This is a genomic window from Pseudomonas sp. NFIX28 (assembly GCF_900107395.1).
GTDB lineage: Bacteria > Pseudomonadota > Gammaproteobacteria > Pseudomonadales > Pseudomonadaceae > Aquipseudomonas.
This window is the reverse complement of the sequence record NZ_FNPW01000013.1, coordinates 137892-155693: the sequence shown is the minus strand read 5'-3', so window position 1 is coordinate 155693 and position 17802 is coordinate 137892. Positions and strand designations below refer to the sequence as shown.

Annotated in this window: 14 protein-coding genes and 2 pseudogenes; 8 read left to right on the top strand and 8 right to left on the bottom strand. The window is 63.7% G+C overall.

Annotated features, from left to right (window positions below):
* Window positions 1-78: 78 nt before the first annotated feature.
* Window positions 79-957: pseudogene (locus BLV20_RS32150) on the top strand (GMC family oxidoreductase); the annotation flags it as partial.
* On the opposite strand, the gene BLV20_RS32145 reads toward BLV20_RS32150, so the two are convergent.
* Window positions 931-1098 (bottom strand): (d)CMP kinase, encoded by a 168-nt coding sequence (locus tag BLV20_RS32145; protein WP_371914336.1) that lies wholly within the window; start codon window positions 1096-1098, stop codon window positions 931-933. The pseudogene BLV20_RS32150 and the gene BLV20_RS32145 overlap by 27 nt on opposite strands.
* On the opposite strand from BLV20_RS32145, the gene BLV20_RS32140 reads away from it, so the two are divergent.
* Together BLV20_RS32140 and nadE are read left to right on the top strand one after the other, a co-directional pair.
* On the top strand, window positions 1084-1692 hold the full coding sequence (locus tag BLV20_RS32140; RefSeq protein ID WP_371914335.1) for a GMC family oxidoreductase: 609 nt from the start codon (window positions 1084-1086) through the stop codon (window positions 1690-1692). The genes BLV20_RS32145 and BLV20_RS32140 overlap by 15 nt on opposite strands.
* 135 nt (window positions 1693-1827) lie before the next feature.
* Window positions 1828-1950 (top strand): annotated as a pseudogene (gene nadE / locus BLV20_RS23030) (NAD(+) synthase); the annotation flags it as partial.
* Between the two features lie 21 nt (window positions 1951-1971).
* Here nadE and BLV20_RS23025 read toward each other — a convergent pair.
* The 5 genes from BLV20_RS23025 to BLV20_RS23005 all read right to left on the bottom strand — a co-directional run bounded on the left by BLV20_RS23025 (window position 1972) and on the right by BLV20_RS23005 (window position 7945).
* Window positions 1972-2439 (bottom strand): hypothetical protein, encoded by a 468-nt coding sequence (locus BLV20_RS23025; RefSeq protein ID WP_092304749.1) that lies wholly within the window; start codon window positions 2437-2439, stop codon window positions 1972-1974.
* 110 nt (window positions 2440-2549) lie between these two features.
* Entirely contained in the window at window positions 2550-3863 is a 1314-nt protein-coding gene (locus BLV20_RS23020) for an NAD(P)/FAD-dependent oxidoreductase (RefSeq protein ID WP_092304748.1), read from the bottom strand.
* Between the two features lie 58 nt (window positions 3864-3921).
* On the bottom strand, window positions 3922-5286 hold the full coding sequence (locus BLV20_RS23015) for a glutamine synthetase family protein (protein WP_092304747.1): 1365 nt from the start codon (window positions 5284-5286) through the stop codon (window positions 3922-3924).
* 479 nt (window positions 5287-5765) lie between these two features.
* The gene (locus tag BLV20_RS23010; protein ID WP_092304746.1) at window positions 5766-6425 is read right to left on the bottom strand and encodes a methyltransferase family protein; all 660 of its coding nucleotides are present in this window, start codon (window positions 6423-6425) and stop codon (window positions 5766-5768) included.
* Window positions 6426-7042: 617 nt separating this feature from the next.
* Window positions 7043-7945 carry a LysR family transcriptional regulator gene (locus BLV20_RS23005; RefSeq protein ID WP_092304745.1) on the bottom strand — a complete coding sequence of 301 codons (903 nt, stop codon included), beginning with the start codon at window positions 7943-7945 and terminating at the stop codon, window positions 7043-7045.
* A 170-nt stretch (window positions 7946-8115) separates the two neighbouring features.
* Between BLV20_RS23005 and BLV20_RS23000 the strand changes: the two genes are divergently transcribed.
* The gene (locus BLV20_RS23000) at window positions 8116-8760 is read left to right on the top strand and encodes a hydrolase (protein ID WP_092304744.1); all 645 of its coding nucleotides are present in this window, start codon (window positions 8116-8118) and stop codon (window positions 8758-8760) included.
* Between the two features lie 256 nt (window positions 8761-9016).
* Here BLV20_RS23000 and BLV20_RS22995 read toward each other — a convergent pair whose 3' ends face one another.
* A complete protein-coding gene (locus BLV20_RS22995; RefSeq protein WP_038580005.1) occupies window positions 9017-9346 on the bottom strand; it encodes a hypothetical protein in 330 nt (109 codons plus the stop codon).
* 570 nt (window positions 9347-9916) lie between these two features.
* On the opposite strand from BLV20_RS22995, the gene BLV20_RS22990 reads away from it, so the two are divergent.
* Window positions 9917-12277: a DNA polymerase II gene (locus BLV20_RS22990; protein ID WP_175540248.1), complete on the top strand. Its 2361-nt coding sequence runs from the start codon at window positions 9917-9919 to the stop codon at window positions 12275-12277.
* A 181-nt stretch (window positions 12278-12458) separates the two neighbouring features.
* On the opposite strand, the gene BLV20_RS22985 is transcribed toward BLV20_RS22990, so the two are convergent.
* Window positions 12459-12755, bottom strand: coding sequence for a hypothetical protein (locus BLV20_RS22985; protein WP_092304742.1), 297 nt, complete (start codon window positions 12753-12755; stop codon window positions 12459-12461).
* Between the two features lie 279 nt (window positions 12756-13034).
* Here BLV20_RS22985 and BLV20_RS22980 point away from each other — a divergent pair, with 279 nt between their 5' ends.
* The 3 genes from BLV20_RS22980 (at window position 13035) to BLV20_RS22970 (ending at window position 17692) form a co-directional block, all read left to right on the top strand.
* A complete protein-coding gene (locus BLV20_RS22980; protein WP_092304741.1) occupies window positions 13035-14468 on the top strand; it encodes a serralysin family metalloprotease in 1434 nt (477 codons plus the stop codon).
* Between the two features lie 193 nt (window positions 14469-14661).
* Window positions 14662-16365, top strand: a complete 1704-nt coding sequence (locus BLV20_RS22975) for a DUF2599 domain-containing protein (RefSeq protein ID WP_092304740.1) — start codon at window positions 14662-14664, stop codon at window positions 16363-16365.
* 88 nt (window positions 16366-16453) lie between these two features.
* Window positions 16454-17692, top strand: a complete 1239-nt coding sequence (locus BLV20_RS22970; RefSeq protein ID WP_092304805.1) for a DUF2599 domain-containing protein — start codon at window positions 16454-16456, stop codon at window positions 17690-17692.
* Window positions 17693-17802: the final 110 nt, after the last annotated feature.

The window sequence follows — 17802 nt, the reverse complement described above, 5'->3', positions numbered from 1 at the left end:
TGGATTTCCCGCCCGGTATGGGCGGGACATGGGCCGCCGGCATGGCGGCCTTCAACACGACTTACGCGGTAACCCTGCATGACATACGACTACATCATCGCCGGCGCTGGCGCCGCGGGCTGCATCCTCGCCAACCGGCTGTCCGCCTCGGGCCAATACTCGGTGCTGCTGCTGGAGGCAGGCGGCAAGGACTCATCGTTCTGGTTCAAGATCCCGGTGGGGTTCGCCAAGATGTACTACAACCCGACCTTCAACTGGATGTACTACAGCCAGCCGCAGAAGCAACTGGACGACCGTGCGATCTATGCGCCGCGGGGCAAGGTACAGGGCGGTTCCGGCTCGATCAACGCCATGATCTACGTGCGTGGCCAGGCCCACGACTTCGATGACTGGGCGGCCAACGGCAACGACGGCTGGAGCTTCAAGGAGGTGCTGCCGTATTTCCGCAAGCTGGAGAATCATCCGCTGGGCGACAGCGAATACCACGGCGGCAGCGGGCCGATCAGCATCACGCCGATGAAGGGCCAGACCCATCCGATCTGCGATGTCTTCCTCAAGGGTTGCGAAGAGTTGGGCTACCCGCGCAGCGACGATTTCAACGGGCCGAAATTCGAAGGCGCGGGGATCTACGACGTCAATACCCGCAACGGCCAGCGCTGTTCCAGCAGCTTCGCGCACCTGCATCCGGCGTTGAGTCGGCCGAACCTCAAGGTGGAACACCACGCGCTGGTGGACCGGGTGCTGTTCGACGATCTGCGGCAGCGGGCCACCGGCATCAGCGTGACCCAGCATGGTGTGGCCCGCACTTTCAACGCGCGCAAGGAAGTGATCCTCTGCGCCGGCGCGGTGGACACGCCAAAGATCCTGCAACTGTCCGGGGTGGCCGATCGTGAGTTGCTGGCCAAGCATCAGATTCCATTGGTCAGGCACCTACCGGCGGTGGGGCGCAACCTGCAGGATCACCTGTGCGTGAGCTATTACTACAAGGCCAATATCCCGACCCTCAATGACCAGCTCAGCTCGCTGTTCGGCCAGCTCAAGCTGGGCTTGCAGTACCTGCTGACGCGCAAGGGCGCATTGGCCATGAGCGTCAACCAGGCGGGCGGTTTCTTCCGTGGCAACCCGCAGCAGGACAACCCCAACCTGCAGCTGTACTTCAACCCGCTGTCGTACCAGATCCCGAAAAACAACAAGGCCAGCCTCAAGCCCGAGCCGTATTCAGGCTTCTTGCTGTGCTTCAACCCGTGCCGGCCGACCAGCCGCGGACACATCGAAATCGCGTCGAAGAACCCGCGCGATGCGGCGCTGATCGACCCCAACTACCTGAGCACCGAGAAGGACATCGACGAGGTGATCCAGGGGAGCCGGCTGATGCGCCGGATCATGCAGGCGCCAGCGCTCAAGGGCATCACCGTGGACGAAGTGCTGCCGGGGCCGGCGGTGGAGAGCGACGAGCAGATGCTGCAGTACTTTCGCCAGAACAGCGGCTCGATCTACCACCTGTGCGGTTCCTGCGCCATGGGCAGCGATGTGCAGGCCTCGGTGGTGGACAAGCGCCTCAAGGTCCATGGCCTGGACGGGCTGCGCATCGTCGATGCCTCGATCTTCCCCAACGTCACCTCCGGCAACACCCACGCGGCGGTGCTGATGGTGGCGGAAAAAGGCGCCGACCTGATCCTCGAAGACGCCTGAGGCTGCTGACGCCAGGCCTGCTGGCGATGGCGGTCGGGAGGGTGCTATCGCGAGCAAGCTTCGCTCCTACGGGGCGGGGTGTGCGGGCGGCTTTCGTAGGAGCCAGGCTTGCCGGCGAAGGCGGTCGTGAGGGCGCTGGTGGTCGGCACCGATCACGCTGCGGAGGCGCTGATGGGGTTCTTCACCAAATACGGCGACGGCGTCTGCGACCTGGCCCCGCTGTCGGGCTTGACCAAAACCCAGGTGCGCCTGTTGGCTTTGCTGGTAAGGGCAAGGCCGTCAATCCGGCCACTTCTTCAGTGCCGCCCGGCACTCTTCGGTCAGCTCGTGCATGTGTTCCTGCACTTCTGGCCAACCCAACAGCTCCAGAGCCTCTTGGGCGTGCAGGCGCAGCGGCGCCCATTGTGGGTGTTCAAAGCCATTGTCTTCGAGGGTCATTCCATAGGCTTGCGGGCTCAGGGTTTCACAGGCGCTTAACAGGGTTTGCAGCTGCTGGTGCAAATGCGGCGCCAGGCGCGCAGGGAAACGCTGCACAAAGTGCACGAGATAATCGAGATAGTCAGACCACAGATTGCACTCGGCACAGCAGCCGATCTCCGTTCGCTGCCGGCCTGAATCCAGGGCCAGGAATTCCAGAGCTGGGCCCAGTTCGCCGACCAGGATGATTTTTCGGTACTCGTCTTGGCCATACCAGGTCCAGATTCTCGAGCCGATGGTTTGTGTCTCGTCGATGCCCGCTTGCACCATTTGCCTTCTCCTTGCTGTCACCCGTGTGGCCATGCGCTCATTGATTCGCACTGCTGTTGGCATAGGCTACAGCAGCGTGTCGGCCCCGTCCGGCGATGCTCGCATTCATCTCAACGCAACCGTTCAAGCATCTGGTAGTACCACATGCCCGCCGCCAGCATCGGGTTGCCCAGTTGGTCGCCGAAGGGCACGCGGATGTGCCGGCAGGCGGCGAAGGTGTCGTAGTCGCCGAGGTGCCCGGTGATGGCCTGGGCCATGATCTCGCCCATGATGTGGCTGGTGGCGATGCCGTGGCCGGAGTAGCCCTGGCAGTACCAGACGTTGTCCGAGAGCTTGCCCAACTGCGGGATGCGATTGATCACGATGCCCATGGCGCAGCTCCACTGGAAGTCGATGGCCACGCCCTTGAGCGCTGGGAAGGTGCGTTCGATGCAGGGGCGCAGTTCGCCGGCGATGTCCCGCGAGTCCTTGCCGCTGTAGTTGGCGCCGCCGCCGAACAGCAGGCGGCCGTCGGCGGTCATGCGGTAGTAATCGAGCACGAAGCGGCAGTCGTAGACCGCCAGGTCCTGGGGGTTGAGGCGCTTGGCCAGGTCGCCCAGGGGCGCGGTGGTGACGATGCCGCCCATGGCCGGGAAGATCTTGCCCTTGAGCTGCTTCGGCTCCAGCTTGTGGTACACGTCGCCGGCCAGCAAAACCTGCTTGGCGTCGATGCGGCCCTGGGCGGTGATCACCGCCGGGCGCTCGCCGTGGACGATCTGCAGCACTTCGCTGTGCTCGAAAATCAGCGCGCCGAGGCTCTCGGCGGCGCGGGCTTCGCCAATGCACAGGTTCAGCGGGTGCAGGTGCAGGTTGCGAGTGTTCTTGATCGCACCGTGGTACAGCTGGCTCTCCAGCACCTCGCGCACTTGTTGCCGGTCCAGCAGGCTGACCTCGTCGCCCATGCCGCGGCGCATCGCTTCTTCGTAGTCGGCGCGCAGGCCGGCGAGGTGGCTGGGCTTGTAGGCGGCGTGCAGGTGGCCGTGCTTGAGGTCGCAGGCGATGGCGTATTTGTCCACGCGCTGGCGAATGATTTGATGCCCGCGCCAGCGCAACTGCCAGATGAAATCGTCGACTTCGTCGCCCAGGGTGCGGCGCATCTGCTTGCGCATGGCCTGGTCGCCGGACAGGCTGCCGGTGACCTGGCCGCCGTTGCGCCCAGTGGCGCCCCAGCCGATCTTGTGGCTCTCGACGATGGCCACTTTCAGGCCTTTTTCCGCCAGTTCCACGGCGCTGGCGACACCGGTGAAACCGCCGCCGATGATCACCACGTCGACTTGATGGCTGCCTTGCAGGGTCGGGTAATGGGTTTCCTGGTTCAGGGTGGCGCTGTAATACGAAGGGCAGCGTTCGGCTGCCGGTGTGACCGGATTGAGTGCGGCTGTCATGGGCTGTTCTCGAATTTTTTATTGAGGCCGGGCCGGCGCCGTGGCGCCAGCCAGTGCGTCACGCCTGGGTCAGGTACCAGCGCCAGTCCTGTTCGCCGACTTCGGCCATGAACTGGCGGTATTCGGCGCGCTTGACCGCCAGGTAGACCCCAAGGAATTCGCTGCCCAGGGCGTCGCGGGCCCAGGTGGAATTTTCCAGGGCGGTCAGCGAGGTCAGCCAGTCGGTGGGCAGCAGTTCGCTGGCCTGGGCATAGCCGTTGCCTTGCACCGGATCGCCCGGATCGAGCTGCTCGCGCAGGCCGCGGTGGACCCCTGCGAGGATCGCCGCGGCGGCCAGGTAGGGGTTGGCGTCGGCGCCGCAGATGCGGTGTTCGATATGCCGGCTGTTGGCCGGACCGCCCGGCACCCGCAGGCTCACGGTGCGGTTGTCGACGCCCCAGGTCGGCGCCAGTGGCGCATAGCTGTTGGCCTGGAAGCGGCGATAGGAATTGGCGTTGGGGCAGAACAGCAGCAGCGAGTCGAGCAGCGACGCGAGCATGCCGCCCACTGCCTGGCGCAGCAGCGGGGTGCCGGCCGGGTCCTCGGCGGCGAACAGGTTGTGGCCCGCGGCATCGGCGATGCTCACGTGCATGTGCATGCCGGTGCCCGCCAGGTCATCGAAGGGCTTGGCCATGAAGGTCGCCTGCATTCCGTGCCGGTGGGCCACCGCCTTGACCAGGCGCTTGTAGCGCACCGCCTGGTCCATGGCCTCCAGGGCGTCGCCATGTTCCAGGGTGATTTCCACCTGGCCCGGGGCGTACTCGGAAATCGCCGTGCGCGCCGGAATGCCTTGCAGCTTGCAGGCGGCGTAGAGGTCGGCGAGGAAGGGTTCGATCTGCTCCAGCTCGCGCAGGCCGTAGACCTGGGTGTGCCGCGGTCGGCCGCCGTCGGCGTCCAGCGCCGGTTGCGGGCGGCCGTTGCCGTCGCGCTTGGTGTCCAGCAGGTAGAACTCCAGCTCGCAGGCCATCACCGGGTAATAACCGTCGGCCTTGAGTTGGTCGATGACCTTGATCAGCAGGTGGCGCGGGTCGGCGACGCTGGCGGGCAAGCCTTCCTGCGGGTGCATGCTGACCTGCACCGCGGCGGTGGGGATCTGCCGCCAGGGCAGGCGCACCAGGCTGCCGGCCAGTGGGTAGGCGCGGCAGTCGATATCGCCGACATCCCAGACCAGCCCGGAGTTTTCCACGTCGTCGCCCCGCAGGGTCAGGCCAAGGATAGTGCTGGGCAGCGGCCGGCCGCTTTCGTAGACCGCCAGCAGTTCCTCGCGGTGCAACAGCTTGCCGCGCGGCACGCCGTTGGCGTCGAGGATGAACAGCTCGATCATGTCGATATCGGGGTTGGCGGCCAGGAAGCCACGGGCCTCGTCAAGGGCTGCAAATTTCATGGTTCTCTCGCTTGCGCCATGAAGGCGCGCAGGTTCGGTTCATGCAGCGGCGCCGGCAGGGCGCGGTTGCAATGGCAGACGGCAAGGCTGAACGCCGACGCGCGTGGCGGCGCGTTCAGAACGAAAGCGAGAGGTCCGGAGGGCGCGAGGAATGACGCAGGCGGGAGCGGCACAGGGCCATGGGCAGGTTGACCAGCAGCTTCATCGCAGGTCCCCGCAAGTGCCGTGAAGAGCGTTGCGGGCCCGCGGCGGTGTTCCCATTGCAAAGCCGATGCCGAGGCGGCTGCGCGAGGTAAAAGCGCAGGTCTGGCGGGGCGGGTGGGAACACGAGGCGTTCATCGGCCGGCGGATCTCGTCAAGAATTCACGGACATTTCGTGCAAGTGCGGTTCACCGTTTTACCGGGACTGGCCGTCGCTGCCAAGGGGCGCGTCACAAAATATTTAACACGGCCCCCCGGCGGCGCGGCGCCAAAAGTCCTCAGTAAACCCAGGGCACCAGGCGCCAGGTATAGGCGCAGTACGTCTCGTATTGCTTGCCGAACTCTTTGCGCAGCAACGCTTCTTCGGCGTGGATGCGGGCGATCAGCGGGATCAGCAGCAATGCCGTCAGCAACAGCCCGACCCCGGAGCGAAACGCCAGCGCCCAACCCATGGAATTGATCAGCAAGCCCAGGTAACTCGGGTTGCGCAGGGTGCCGTAGATGCCGGTCGTGACCAATTGGTGGCCGGGCTGGATCGCCACCAGGCCGCTGAAGCGCTTGCCCAGCACAAACACCGGCCACAGCCGCAACACGCCGCCGGCGATGAAAAACACCACGCCGAACCAGCGCATGTCGGTGCCACCCAAAGTCCAGAAATCCAGGCGGTCGGTGTAGGCGGGGAGAAAGGCCAGCAACAGCCCGAGAATGCCGAAGGCGACGAGGACCCAGCGGTTTTCGCGGTCTTCCTGTTTGCCGGGGCTCAGGTTGCCTTCGCTGAACTGGGCAACAAAGGCCATGGCCAGCAGGGCCAAGGTGATGACCCACAACGCCGGATGGGAGAAAAACGCCACCGGCCCGCCCATGCCGAGGATCGCCAGGCCGAGGTAGATGAAGGTGGCGAGCAGGCTGAGTGCCGCGAGTTTGGGAGAATTGCGCATGACGGCCCCTCACAAATCCGAGGTGTATGCCTTCAGTGTAGGTCCATCCCGGCCCCACCCCGTAGGAGCGAGGCTTGCCCGCGAAGCGTTTTACCTGCCGCACCGCACCGCCCGGTTCGCCGGCAAGCCTGGCTCCTACAGATGCGCATATGTCGCCGTAGGAGCGAGGCTTGCCCGCGAAGCGTTTTACCTGCTGCACTGCGCCGCCCGGTTCGCCGGCAAGCCTGGCTCCTACAGATGCGCAATGTGTCGCCGTAGGAGCGAGGCTTGCCCGCGAAGCGTTTTACCTGCTGCACCGCGTTGCCTGGTTCGCCGGCAAGCCTGGCTCCTACAGATGCGCATGTGTCGCCGTAGGAGCGAGGCTTGCCCGCGAAGCGTTTTATCTGCCGCACCGCGTCGCCTGGTTCGCCGGCAAGCCTGGCTCCTACAGATGCGCATGTGTTGCCGTAGGAGCGAGGCTTGCCCGCGAAGGGTTTTACCTGCTGCACCGCGTCGTTCGGTTCGCCGGCAAGCCTGGCTCCTACAGATGCGCGATGTGTTGCCGTAGGAGCGAGGCTTGCCCGCGAAGCGTTTTACCTGCTGCACCGCGTTGCCTGGTTCGCCGGCAAGCCTGGCTCCTACGGGAGCACCGGGGCCTTGTCGGCCAATTGGGCGACGAGGAATTCGATAAAGGCCCGGGTCTTTTGCGGTACGCGGCGTGCCGACGGGTACACCGCGTGGATGCTGATCGGCGGGGCCTGCCATTCGCACAGCACCGGCACCAGGCGGCCGGCGGCCAGGGCGTCGGCGACGATGAAATCGGGCAACAGGGCGATGCCCATGCCGGCCTCGGCGGCCTGGGCCAGCAGGTCGCCGTTGTTGGCATGCAGCGGGCCGGTGACGTGCACGCGCTGGGTGTCCTTGCCATTGCTCAATTGCAGGCTGACCCCGCTTTGCAGGTAGCCGTAGTTCAGGCACTGGTGGGCGGTCAGGTCGCGGGGCGTCTGCGGGATGCCGGCGCGCTTCAGGTAATCCGGCGAGGCCACCATGATCCGCGGGGCCGGGGCCAGCAGCTTGGCGACCATCGACGAGTCGGCCAGGCTGGCGATGCGGATGGTCACATCAAAACCGCCGCGCACCGGGTCCACCTGCTGGTCGCTGAGCACCAGTTGCAACTCGATGTTCGGGTGCTGCTCATGAAACAGCGGCACCAACGGCCCGAGGCGGCGCAGGCCGAAGGACATCGGCGCGTTGACCCGCAGCACCCCGCGCAATTCGCCGATGCCGTCCCGCGCCCGTTGTTCCGCCTCGTCGACGGCGGCCAGGACCTCCCGTGCCGACTCGTAATACTCGGCGCCGGCTTCGGTCAGGTGCAGGCTGCGGGTGGTGCGGTGCAGCAACTGCACGCCGATGGCTTCCTCCAGCGCCTGGATCTGTTTGCTGACTTTCGAGCGCGGCACGTCCATGGCCCGGGCCGCGGCGGCGAAGCCGTTGGCGTCGACCGTGACCACAAACGCGCGCATGCATTCGATGCGATCCATGACTGTCCCTTTTTTGGAATCAATGATTCTCGATTTTAGGGAATTGTTCCTTTTTATATCAACCCCTAAATTAGCCACCAAGCCGGCCGCAAAGCCTCCGGAACCCGCGCCGAGCTCCCGAATTGTGCAACTCAACGCTTGAACCCACTCGACAGCAAAAGGAACGCGCCATGTCTATCCGTGAACTGCTCAACCCAAACAACTCCGCCCTGATCCTGATCGACCACCAGCCGCAGATGTCCTTCGGCGTGCAGTCGATCGACCGCCAGACCCTGAAGAACAACACCGTGGGCCTGGCCAAGGCGGCGAAGATCTTCAACGTGCCGACCATCTTCACCTCGGTGGAAACCGAGAGCTTCAGCGGCTACATCTGGCCGGAACTGCTCAGCGTGTTCCCCGATCACCAGCCGATCGAACGCACCTCTATGAACTCCTGGGAAGACCAGAAGCTGGTGGAAGCAGTCAAGGCCACCGGGCGCAAGAAGCTGATCATGGCGGCGCTGTGGACCGAGGTCTGCCTGAACTTCCCGGCCCTGGAAGCCCTGGCCGAAGGCTACGAGGTGTACATCGTCACCGACGCTTCCGGCGGCACCACCCAGGAAGCCCACGACATGTCGGTGCAGCGCATGATCCAGGCCGGTGCGGTGCCGGTGACCTGGCAGCAGGTACTGCTCGAGTTCCAGCGCGACTGGGCGCACAAGGACACCTACGACGCGGTGATGGACCTGGTGCGCGAGCACAGCGGCGCCTACGGCATGGGCGTGGACTACGCCTACACCATGGTGCACAAGGCACCGCAGCGTCAGGTCAAGTAAGCCTGCCGCGAACCCCGCCGGCCGCTGAGCCTCCTGGTTGCCACGGTTCGAATGTGCCGGCCAGTGACATCTTTGTTTCGGTAGGAGCGAGGCTTGCCCGCGATGAACGAAAACGCGGTTTAGCAGGAAACACCGCATGATCCAAATAACTGGCAAGTTGCAATAAAAAGGGACGCTCTTATTGGGAGCGTCCCTTTTTGTTTAATGAATCAACGGTTTTAATGAATCAACGGTTAGCGACAACGACAAGTTGCACTTAGCAGAACCGGTCAATCACCCGAACTTCCGACTTGTTCTGCAGCGACTGCCATTCATTCTTCAGGGTATCGAGGACCCGTCCGATGAAGTCCCTGTCGGCGGCGGCCTTCTTGCCGACGTAGCCCTGGCCACGACGGTACATTTTCAGGCGGGCCAGCAAGTCCTGGTTGTTCTTGTCGAACTCTTCTTCATGGGCGTGGGGCGACAGGCAGTCGATATGGACCTGGCCAGACTTGGCAATCCACAGGATATGGCTGTCATGGCTGTCTTTCTGTGCCGCGAACATACGAGCCAGTTCATCAATAGTGGGTTGATTGTTCAGATTCATTTGTAAGCCCCTTGACCATTTCGATCTATCTAGTTGAGTCGCTAATTGATATCGCTACATCGGTAAGTTGAACCCTGATACCGGAAACAGGGCGACAGAGGGTGTCTGTCGGATACAGATAAGGCCCAGAGCCTGATGCGTGTAGTCGTCTTGATTAACTGCTACGCAAATAGCGTCACAACGAAGAGAAGCAGCGTAAACCTGGATCAAGCTGCCGAAGTTTTCAGTTTCGGCCACAAGCATCTTGAGGAGTTTTCGCCAGCTTCCCGCCCTTTGTACTGGACGTTCATGCCAGGTCAGTTTCATCAATCTGCCTTGTGGGCAGTACACATCCGGGTTGACAGCTCGGCGGTCAGACGAGCTTGCTCATAACACCTTTGCCACGTCTCCCGATCGGGGAGACGTCTGCATCATGCAAGGGCAAATTCGCCTCGTCAACGGTTTTGTAGTGAAAATTTTCAAGCACTACATATTGTCCGACAAAACCTTTCGGCACATCGGCGGAACGGGCTATCGCGGCCGAGGACAGGTAGAATCAAGCCCTTGAAACAGGTGCTTGAGGTTGCAGTGGTGGATTTACAGCAGGGCTTCGTCCTGACCCGGCATTGGCGGGATACGCCGGCAGGCACGGAAGTCGAGTTCTGGCTGGCGACCGATGCCGGGCCGCGCCAGATCCGCTTGCCGGTGCAGACCTCCGTGGCCTTCATTCCCGCCGAACAGCAAGAGCTGGCCCGGCGGCTGCTGGCCGACGACCGCGATGTCGAGTTGCGGCCCCTGGGCCTGTGTGATTTCCAGCACCGCCCGGTGCTTGGCCTGTACTGCCCGCAACACAATCAATTGATCCGCCTCGACAAGACCCTGCGCCGCGCCGGCGTCGAGGTGTTCGAGGCCGATGTGCGGCCGCCCGAGCGCTACCTGATGGAGCGTTTCATCACCGCGCCGGTGTGGTTTGGCGGCACCCCGGGCGAGGGCGGGGTGCTGCTGGAGGCGCAGATGAAGCCGGCGCCGGACTACCGGCCGACGCTGAAACTGGTGTCGCTGGATATCGAGACCAGCGAGACCGGCGAGCTGTACTCCATCGCCCTGGAAGGCTGCGGCCAGCGCCAGGTGTACATGCTCGGTCGCGCCCGCGAAGACGACAGCGCGGTGGATTTCGACCTGGAGTTCTGCGCCAGCCGCGAGCAGTTGCTCGAACGGCTCAACCAGTGGCTGGCGCGGCATGATCCGGATGCGATCATCGGCTGGAACCTGGTGCAGTTCGACCTGCGCATCCTGCACGAGCACGCCCGGCGCCTGGCGGTGCCTTTGCGCCTGGGGCGCGGCGGCGAAGAGATGCAGTGGCGCGAACACGGCAGCCGTACCCATTATTTCGCCGCGGCCGCCGGGCGCCTGATCATCGACGGCATCGAAGCCCTGCGTTCGGCAACCTGGAGCTTTCCCTCGTTCAGCCTGGAAAACGTCGCCCAGACCCTGCTCGGCGAAGGCAAGTCGATCGACAACCCATACCAGCGCATGGATGAGATCAACCGCATGTTCGCCGAGGACAAGCCCGCCCTGGCGCGCTACAACCTCAAGGACTGCGAGCTGGTGACGCGGATTTTCGCCAAGACCGAGCTGCTCACCTTTCTTCTCGAACGGGCCACGGTCACCGGCCTGCCGGCCGACCGCAGCGGTGGTTCGGTGGCGGCCTTCACCCATCTCTACATGCCGTTGATGCACCGCCAGGGCTTCGTCGCGCCGAACCTCGGCGAGAAGCCGCCGCAGGCCAGCCCCGGCGGCTTTGTCATGGACTCGCGGCCCGGCCTCTATGAATCGGTGCTGGTGCTGGACTACAAGAGCCTGTACCCGTCGATCATCCGCAGCTTCCTGATCGACCCGGTGGGGCTGGTGGAAGGCTTGCGCCACCCGGCGGACGACGAGTCGGTGCCGGGCTTTCGCGGCGCGCGGTTTTCCCGCACCCGGCATTGCCTGCCATCGATCGTCGCGCGGGTCGCTGAAAGCCGTGAAGTGGCAAAACGCGAACACAACGCGCCGCTGTCCCAGGCGCTGAAAATCATCATGAACGCCTTCTACGGCGTGCTTGGCTCCAGTGGCTGCCGCTTCTTCGATCCGCGCCTGGCGTCGTCGATCACCCTGCGCGGTCACGAAATCATGCGCCGCACCCGCCAGCTCATCGAAGCGCAAGGCCACAAGGTGATCTACGGCGACACCGACTCGACCTTCGTCTGGCTCGGCAGCGCCCACGCCGAGGCGGACGCCACGCGCATCGGCCGCGCGCTGGTGGCGCACGTCAACCAGTGGTGGCGCGATCACCTGCGGGCCGAATATGGCCTGGAAAGCGCCCTGGAATTGCAGTTCGAAACGCATTTCTGCCGTTTCCTGATGCCGACCATCCGGGGTGCCGAGGAGGGCAGCAAGAAGCGCTACGCCGGCCTGGTGACCCGCGCCGACGGCACCCAGGAGATGGTCTACAAGGGGCTGGAGGCGGTGCGCACCGATTGGTCGCCGCTGGCCCAGCAGTTCCAGCTGGAGCTGTACCGGCGGATCTTCCATCACCAGCCGTACCAGGACTATGTGCGCGACTACGTACGCCGCACCCTGGCCGGCGAACTGGACGAGCAACTGGTGTACCGCAAGCGCCTGCGCCGCCAACTGGACGACTACGAGCGCAACGTGCCGCCCCATGTGCGGGCCGCGCGCCTGGCCGACGAATACAACCAGCAGCAAGGCCGGCCGCAGCGTTATCAGAATGGCGGCTGGATCAGCTACGTGATCACCCTGGCCGGCCCCGAGCCCCTGGAAAACCGCACGGCGGCCATCGATTACGACCACTACGTGAGCCGCCAATTGCAGCCGGTGGCGGACGCCATCCTGCCGTTCGTGCAGGACGATTTCAGCACCCTGGTGGGCGGGCAGATGGGCTTGTTCTAGCAAGCATCTCGTCGTAGCCGCTGCCGAGCTCGCGAGGCTGCGATCGACTTGGGCGGCATTCCGACGCAGCAGGCGCAAACCCTGAGAATGCATTGAGTCAGGATAACCGCGATGCCCCTACTACGGCCGCTTCGCTGCCGATCGCAGCCTCGCGGGCTCGGCAGCGGCTACAGGGTGTAGCTCAGTCGTCGACCGAGGTGCAGATGCCGTTGGCGCCTTGCTTGCCGCTGTAGGTCACGAGCACCGAGTCGTCATCTTCCACGCTGATGGCCACCGTGATGCCCGAACCCTTGGCTTCGAAATAGCGCTCGTTGACGGTCTTGGTCTGGGCCTCTTTGCCGTTGATCAACACCGGGCCTCCTTCGTCCGCGCTGACCGGAATACCGCCCGGGCAGTCGACGTTGAACAGCGGGATGCCCTCGGCGTGGACGGCACTGGCGATCAGGGACAAGGTGCAGCAGAGGAGGATATTTTTCATCGCGGACTCCTTCGAAAAGCAGGCAAGAACTCGGGCGCGGCAACGAGCTCGGTTAGGGCCAAGCTTAGCGTATGGAGCGCTCTGGCAAGGGCGCGGGCCATGATTTTAATCCGCAGAAAAGCCATTCCGCGGTTTTGTAGGACAATAAAAATCGTGGACGAGGCACCAACGTCTGTGTCAGTTTTTCCCCGCCTTGAATAGGGCGAGTGATAGGACGATCTCGCTAACAGGTCGCCGTGGTCTATCGGAAATTTTCAGCGTTGAACAAGGACGTAAATGATGGCAAAAGCCAAAGAAAATGCCGGTTTTTCGGCAGCTCCGGGCAGCGATGCCTTTCAACTGATCACCGCCTTCAGCCATGCCTATGACCGTGGCGGCGCAGAGCTGGTGAACGGCAAACCGTCGTACACCTCGGACCAGGCGGCCGAGCAGATCCTGCGCAAGGGCCTGTCGTGGCACGACCAGAACGACGACGGCAAGGTCGAACTCAGCTACAGCTTCCTCACCAGCCAACCGGCCAACTACAACTCGAACCTGGGCACCTTCAGCGAGTTCAGCGCCTTGCAGAAAGCCCAGGCGTTCCTGGCCCTGCAATCCTGGTCGGACGTGGCCAATGTGCGCTTCAACGAAGCCGCGAGCGGCGGTGACGGACACCTGAGTTTCGGCAACTACAGCGTCAGCACCGGCGGTGCGGCCTTCGCCTACCTGCCTTCGGGCAGCAGCTATGACGGCCAGTCCTGGTACCTGATCAACGATCAGTACCGGGTCAACGAAACCCCGGGCAACGGCAACTACGGCCGCCAGACCCTGACCCACGAAATCGGCCACAGCCTGGGCCTGTCCCATCCGGGCAGCTACAACGCCGGCAACGGCAACCCGACCTACAACGACGCCACCTACGCCGAGGACACGCGCGGCTACAGCCTGATGAGCTACTGGAGCGAGAGCAACACCGGGCAGGACTTCAGCAAGGACGGCGGCGGTGCCTACGCCTCGGCGCCGCTGATGGACGACATCGTCGCGGTGCAGAAACTCTACGGTGCCAACCACGAGACCCGCGCCGACAACACCGTGTACGGGTTCAACTCCAACACCGGGCGCGATTTCTACAGCGCCAGTTCATCGGCTTCCAAGCTGGTGTTCTCGGTGTGGGACGGCGGTGGCAACGACACCCTGGACTTCTCCGGCTTCAACCATAACCAGAAGATCAACCTCAACGAAGGTTCGTTCTCCGACGTCGGCGGCCTGGTGGGCAACGTCTCCGTCGCCCACGGCGTGACCCTGGAAAACGCCGTCGGCGGTTCGGGCAACGACCTGCTGATCGGCAACGCAGTGGCCAACAGCCTGGAGGGCGGTGCCGGCAACGACATCCTCTACGGCGGTGGCGGCGGCGACAGCCTGTGGGGCGGGGCAGGGGCGGACACCTTCGTGTTCGGCGCGGCATCCGATTCGACCTTCGACGCGCCCGACTGGATCATGGATTTCACCAGTGGCCAGGACAAGATCGACCTCAGCGGCCTGGCGCCATTCGCCTCGGGGCAGGCGACCCTGAACTTCGTCAGCGGCTTCACCGGCCATGCCGGCGACGCGATCCTGACCTACTACGCCGAGACCGACCAGACCAGCCTGCTGGTCGACCTGACCGGCCTGGGGGCGGTGGACTTCGCCGTGGGTACCGTCGGCCAGGCAGCGGCCAGCGATATCGTGGCCTGATCGACAGCAATGGAAGCGGCGCGCAATGCGCCGCTTTTTTCCACAAGCGCGGCGTCTCTCTTCCGCCTGTTACCCAACCCCAGCCGCTGATTTTTCTCTTCGGCCTGCGCGCGATATTCCTGGCAACACTTTTTCATCCTTAGTCTAGGCTGACTCCCAAAGCTCCCACCAGCACTGCGACAAGGAGGTCGCCATGCACCGAGCCGTTCGCTCGTCTTTTGCCCTGGCCTGGACCCTGCCCCTGGCATTCTGCGCGGTAGCCGCCCAGCCGCCGCTCGATCCACTGGAAACCCTGAACCGCATCAACCGCAACTACAACACCCTCAAGGACGCCTGCCGCGAGCCCGACACTGGCGCCGCGCGCGGTCATTACTACTGCAGCGGCGTGACCTTGCGCATGGTCAACGACGGGCCCTTCAACCCCTGGGACTACAGCCCTTACGCGATCAAGATCGGCGCGACGTCCTATTCCTGGATCCGCAAGGACTTGAGCACCCGCATCCTGATTCACCCGGCCGGTTTCATCCTGCGCACGCCTACCGACGCGGCAGCCCTGAAGCTGCCGGTCAAGGATCAGGGCTGGACCTGTATCTATGCCTTCGACGGCGGCACCGGGCCGGAGCGCAAGTGGTACGGCTGCGGTTTCTTCGACAGCCGCGAACCGCCGCGCTCCGCCCAGACCGTGATGACCAACCGCAACGCCGCCCTGGCCTACGGCACCTGCGCCGAGGCCGGGGTGACCACCGCCGAGCAATGGACCCACAAATACACCGGCTTGATGAAGGGACCGATCCAGTACAGCCAATGCTCCTGGAACGCGGAAAAACCCAGCGACTGGAACGCCATGATCCGCGTCCATGAATCGCGGGTGAACACCACCAACAAAGACCCTTTCGCCTACAGCGCCCAGGTTAACGAATTCATGTTGAAGAACGCCTCGGCGACCAACGACGGCAGCGAAAACATGAAGTACATCGATGCCTTCATCTACAACGTCAACAGCACGCAGAACTTCGCCACCCGCGGCGACCAGGCACCGCCGAAACCGGAGAACGGCCTGAACAGCGCGCGCAACTTCCAGAAAAAACTCCAGGCCCGGGGCTACAGCGTGCCGATCCTGCGACTGGATTTCACCAAGCCGCCGGAGCAGCGTTTCAGCTATGTGGCCGCCGACCAGGCGATCGACCTGACGGCGGCCGGCGGCGCACAACCGACGCCGGAAACCCCAGCCGCGCCGGCCCCGCAATACATTGCCTCGGCCACCTGGGTGGAGCGCTACGACCCCGGCAGCCAGAAAAACGAATGGACCCTCAACGTCACGCCGACTGCCCAGGGCAAGGCGATCCAGGCCAGCGACCAGGAGGCGTTGTACAAGGAGCTGTTCGCCCTGCGCGGTGCCGACAGCCAATGGCGCGACCACGAAAAATCGCCGGGCAGCATGCGTCAGCAACTGAGTTGCCTGGTGCAGAACTACCCGGCCAAGACCGAGTGGAACCTGGAGCCGTTCCGGCCCACGGTCACCCCCCAGGAAGCCGTCAAGGCCGGTTGCAACCCGTTGCCGGTGCAGGCGCCGCGGTACATCGCTTCCGCCGATTGGGTCAAACGCTACGACCCCGGCACCCGCCAGGAAGAATGGACCTTGAGCGTGGTGCCCACGGCGGCGGGCCGCGCCTTGCCCAACGAGCAGGCGGGGGCGTTGTACGAGCAGTTGTTCGCCCTCAAGGGCGCCGATGGCAACTGGCGTGACAACGAGAAATCCGCCGGCAGCATGCGCCAGCAATTGAGCTGCGTACTGGTCAATTACCGCAGCAAGACGCCGTGGAATCTCGAGCCTTTCCGGCCGGCGCTGTCGGACAGCGAGACCCGCGCGGCAGGTTGCAACCCGGTGCCGCGTTGAGTGGCCGGTCGATCTTTCACTGGCAGGGAGGTGCAGTCACGTTCCGATGGATTGCAAAGTGTTTTGGCTAATCAGGGAGATGTACGCCATGAAAAAACCGTTGAACAGGATCGCCCCGTTATTCGTATTTCCATTGCTCTTGCAAACGGCCCTGGCCCATGCCGAGTCCTGCGACGAGACGCTGAAGCGGGTGGAAGGGCTGTACAACAAGACTGTCGACAACTGCGGGCCGGACCCGGCCTCGGACTGTTCGGGGCTGCTGGTCAGGGGCACCCACCGGGCCGACCCGGCGAAGGGGCAACAGTGGGATGTCTGGAACCCCAGCCCGAAAGCCAGGGAACTGGGTACGTTTGCCGCTTCCTGGATGCGCGCCGATGGCGTCAGCTATGAAGACCCGGGCATGAGCACGCAAAACGGCTACCTCATCACGCCGATCGACCTGGTTCGCCAGCCCGAGACGCCGGTGCACGTTTATTGCGCGTTTCCCAACGACGCCTGGACCGACTTTCGCGATGACCGCGGCTGCGGCAACAACAAGAACACCACCCAGACCGAGGCGGTATGCCAGGCCATGGCCCCGCCGATCAGCAACGCCAAGGCCTGGGTCGCGCACTTCACCCGGTTCAACAACGACCGCAAGCAAGACCAGCTGCAGTGCGGCTTCAATATGCGCAACCCCATGAGCAGCGAGGATCGGGTCGACGCCTTTCGCAATTTCATGGGCGCCCGCAAGGTCATCAACAGCCGTGAATTCCAGACCCAGACCGAGTTGCGCCTGGGCAACCCGAAAGACGACGAATTGCCGATCCTGGCGTTTTTCTACAGCGATCAGCGGGGCTTGAACGATGCCCTGGCCAACCAGCGCGACTACAAGAACAAGACCGGCAAGGATCGCAACATCATCAAGATCGACTTTCCACGAACGCCGACCGGCAAGGCCACGTTCTCCTGCACCCGCGCCGCGCCGCTACCCACGCAGCAGTTCTGCGACTCGTACATCCAGTCCAGCAACTGGGTGCAGCGCGACGATCCGAAGCTCGGGCCCAACACCTGGTCGCTGGAGGTCGTGCCCAGCGCATGCGGCCGCGCGATCAAGGATGACCAGACCGACAGGATGTTTGCCGAGCTGTACAACAAGCACAAGAACGACGATCAATGGCGGCAATACAGCGTCAACGGTGGGTCGATCCGCCGGCAGTTGGTGTGTCACTTGGCGGCCAGTTATGACGGCAAACCGGTGCGCAACAAGCCCGAGTGGAACCTTGAACCGGCACGGCCCTACGTCGACCAGGCCACGGCCGTGGCGCAACGCTGCAACCCTTACTGAGGCGGCATGAACCACACGGCCCGGATCATCGACCCGGGCCGTTTTTTTTGGAGGCGGTAGGAGCCAAGCTTGCTGGCGAAGACGGCCTTGAGGCTGCGGCGATCTTGCGG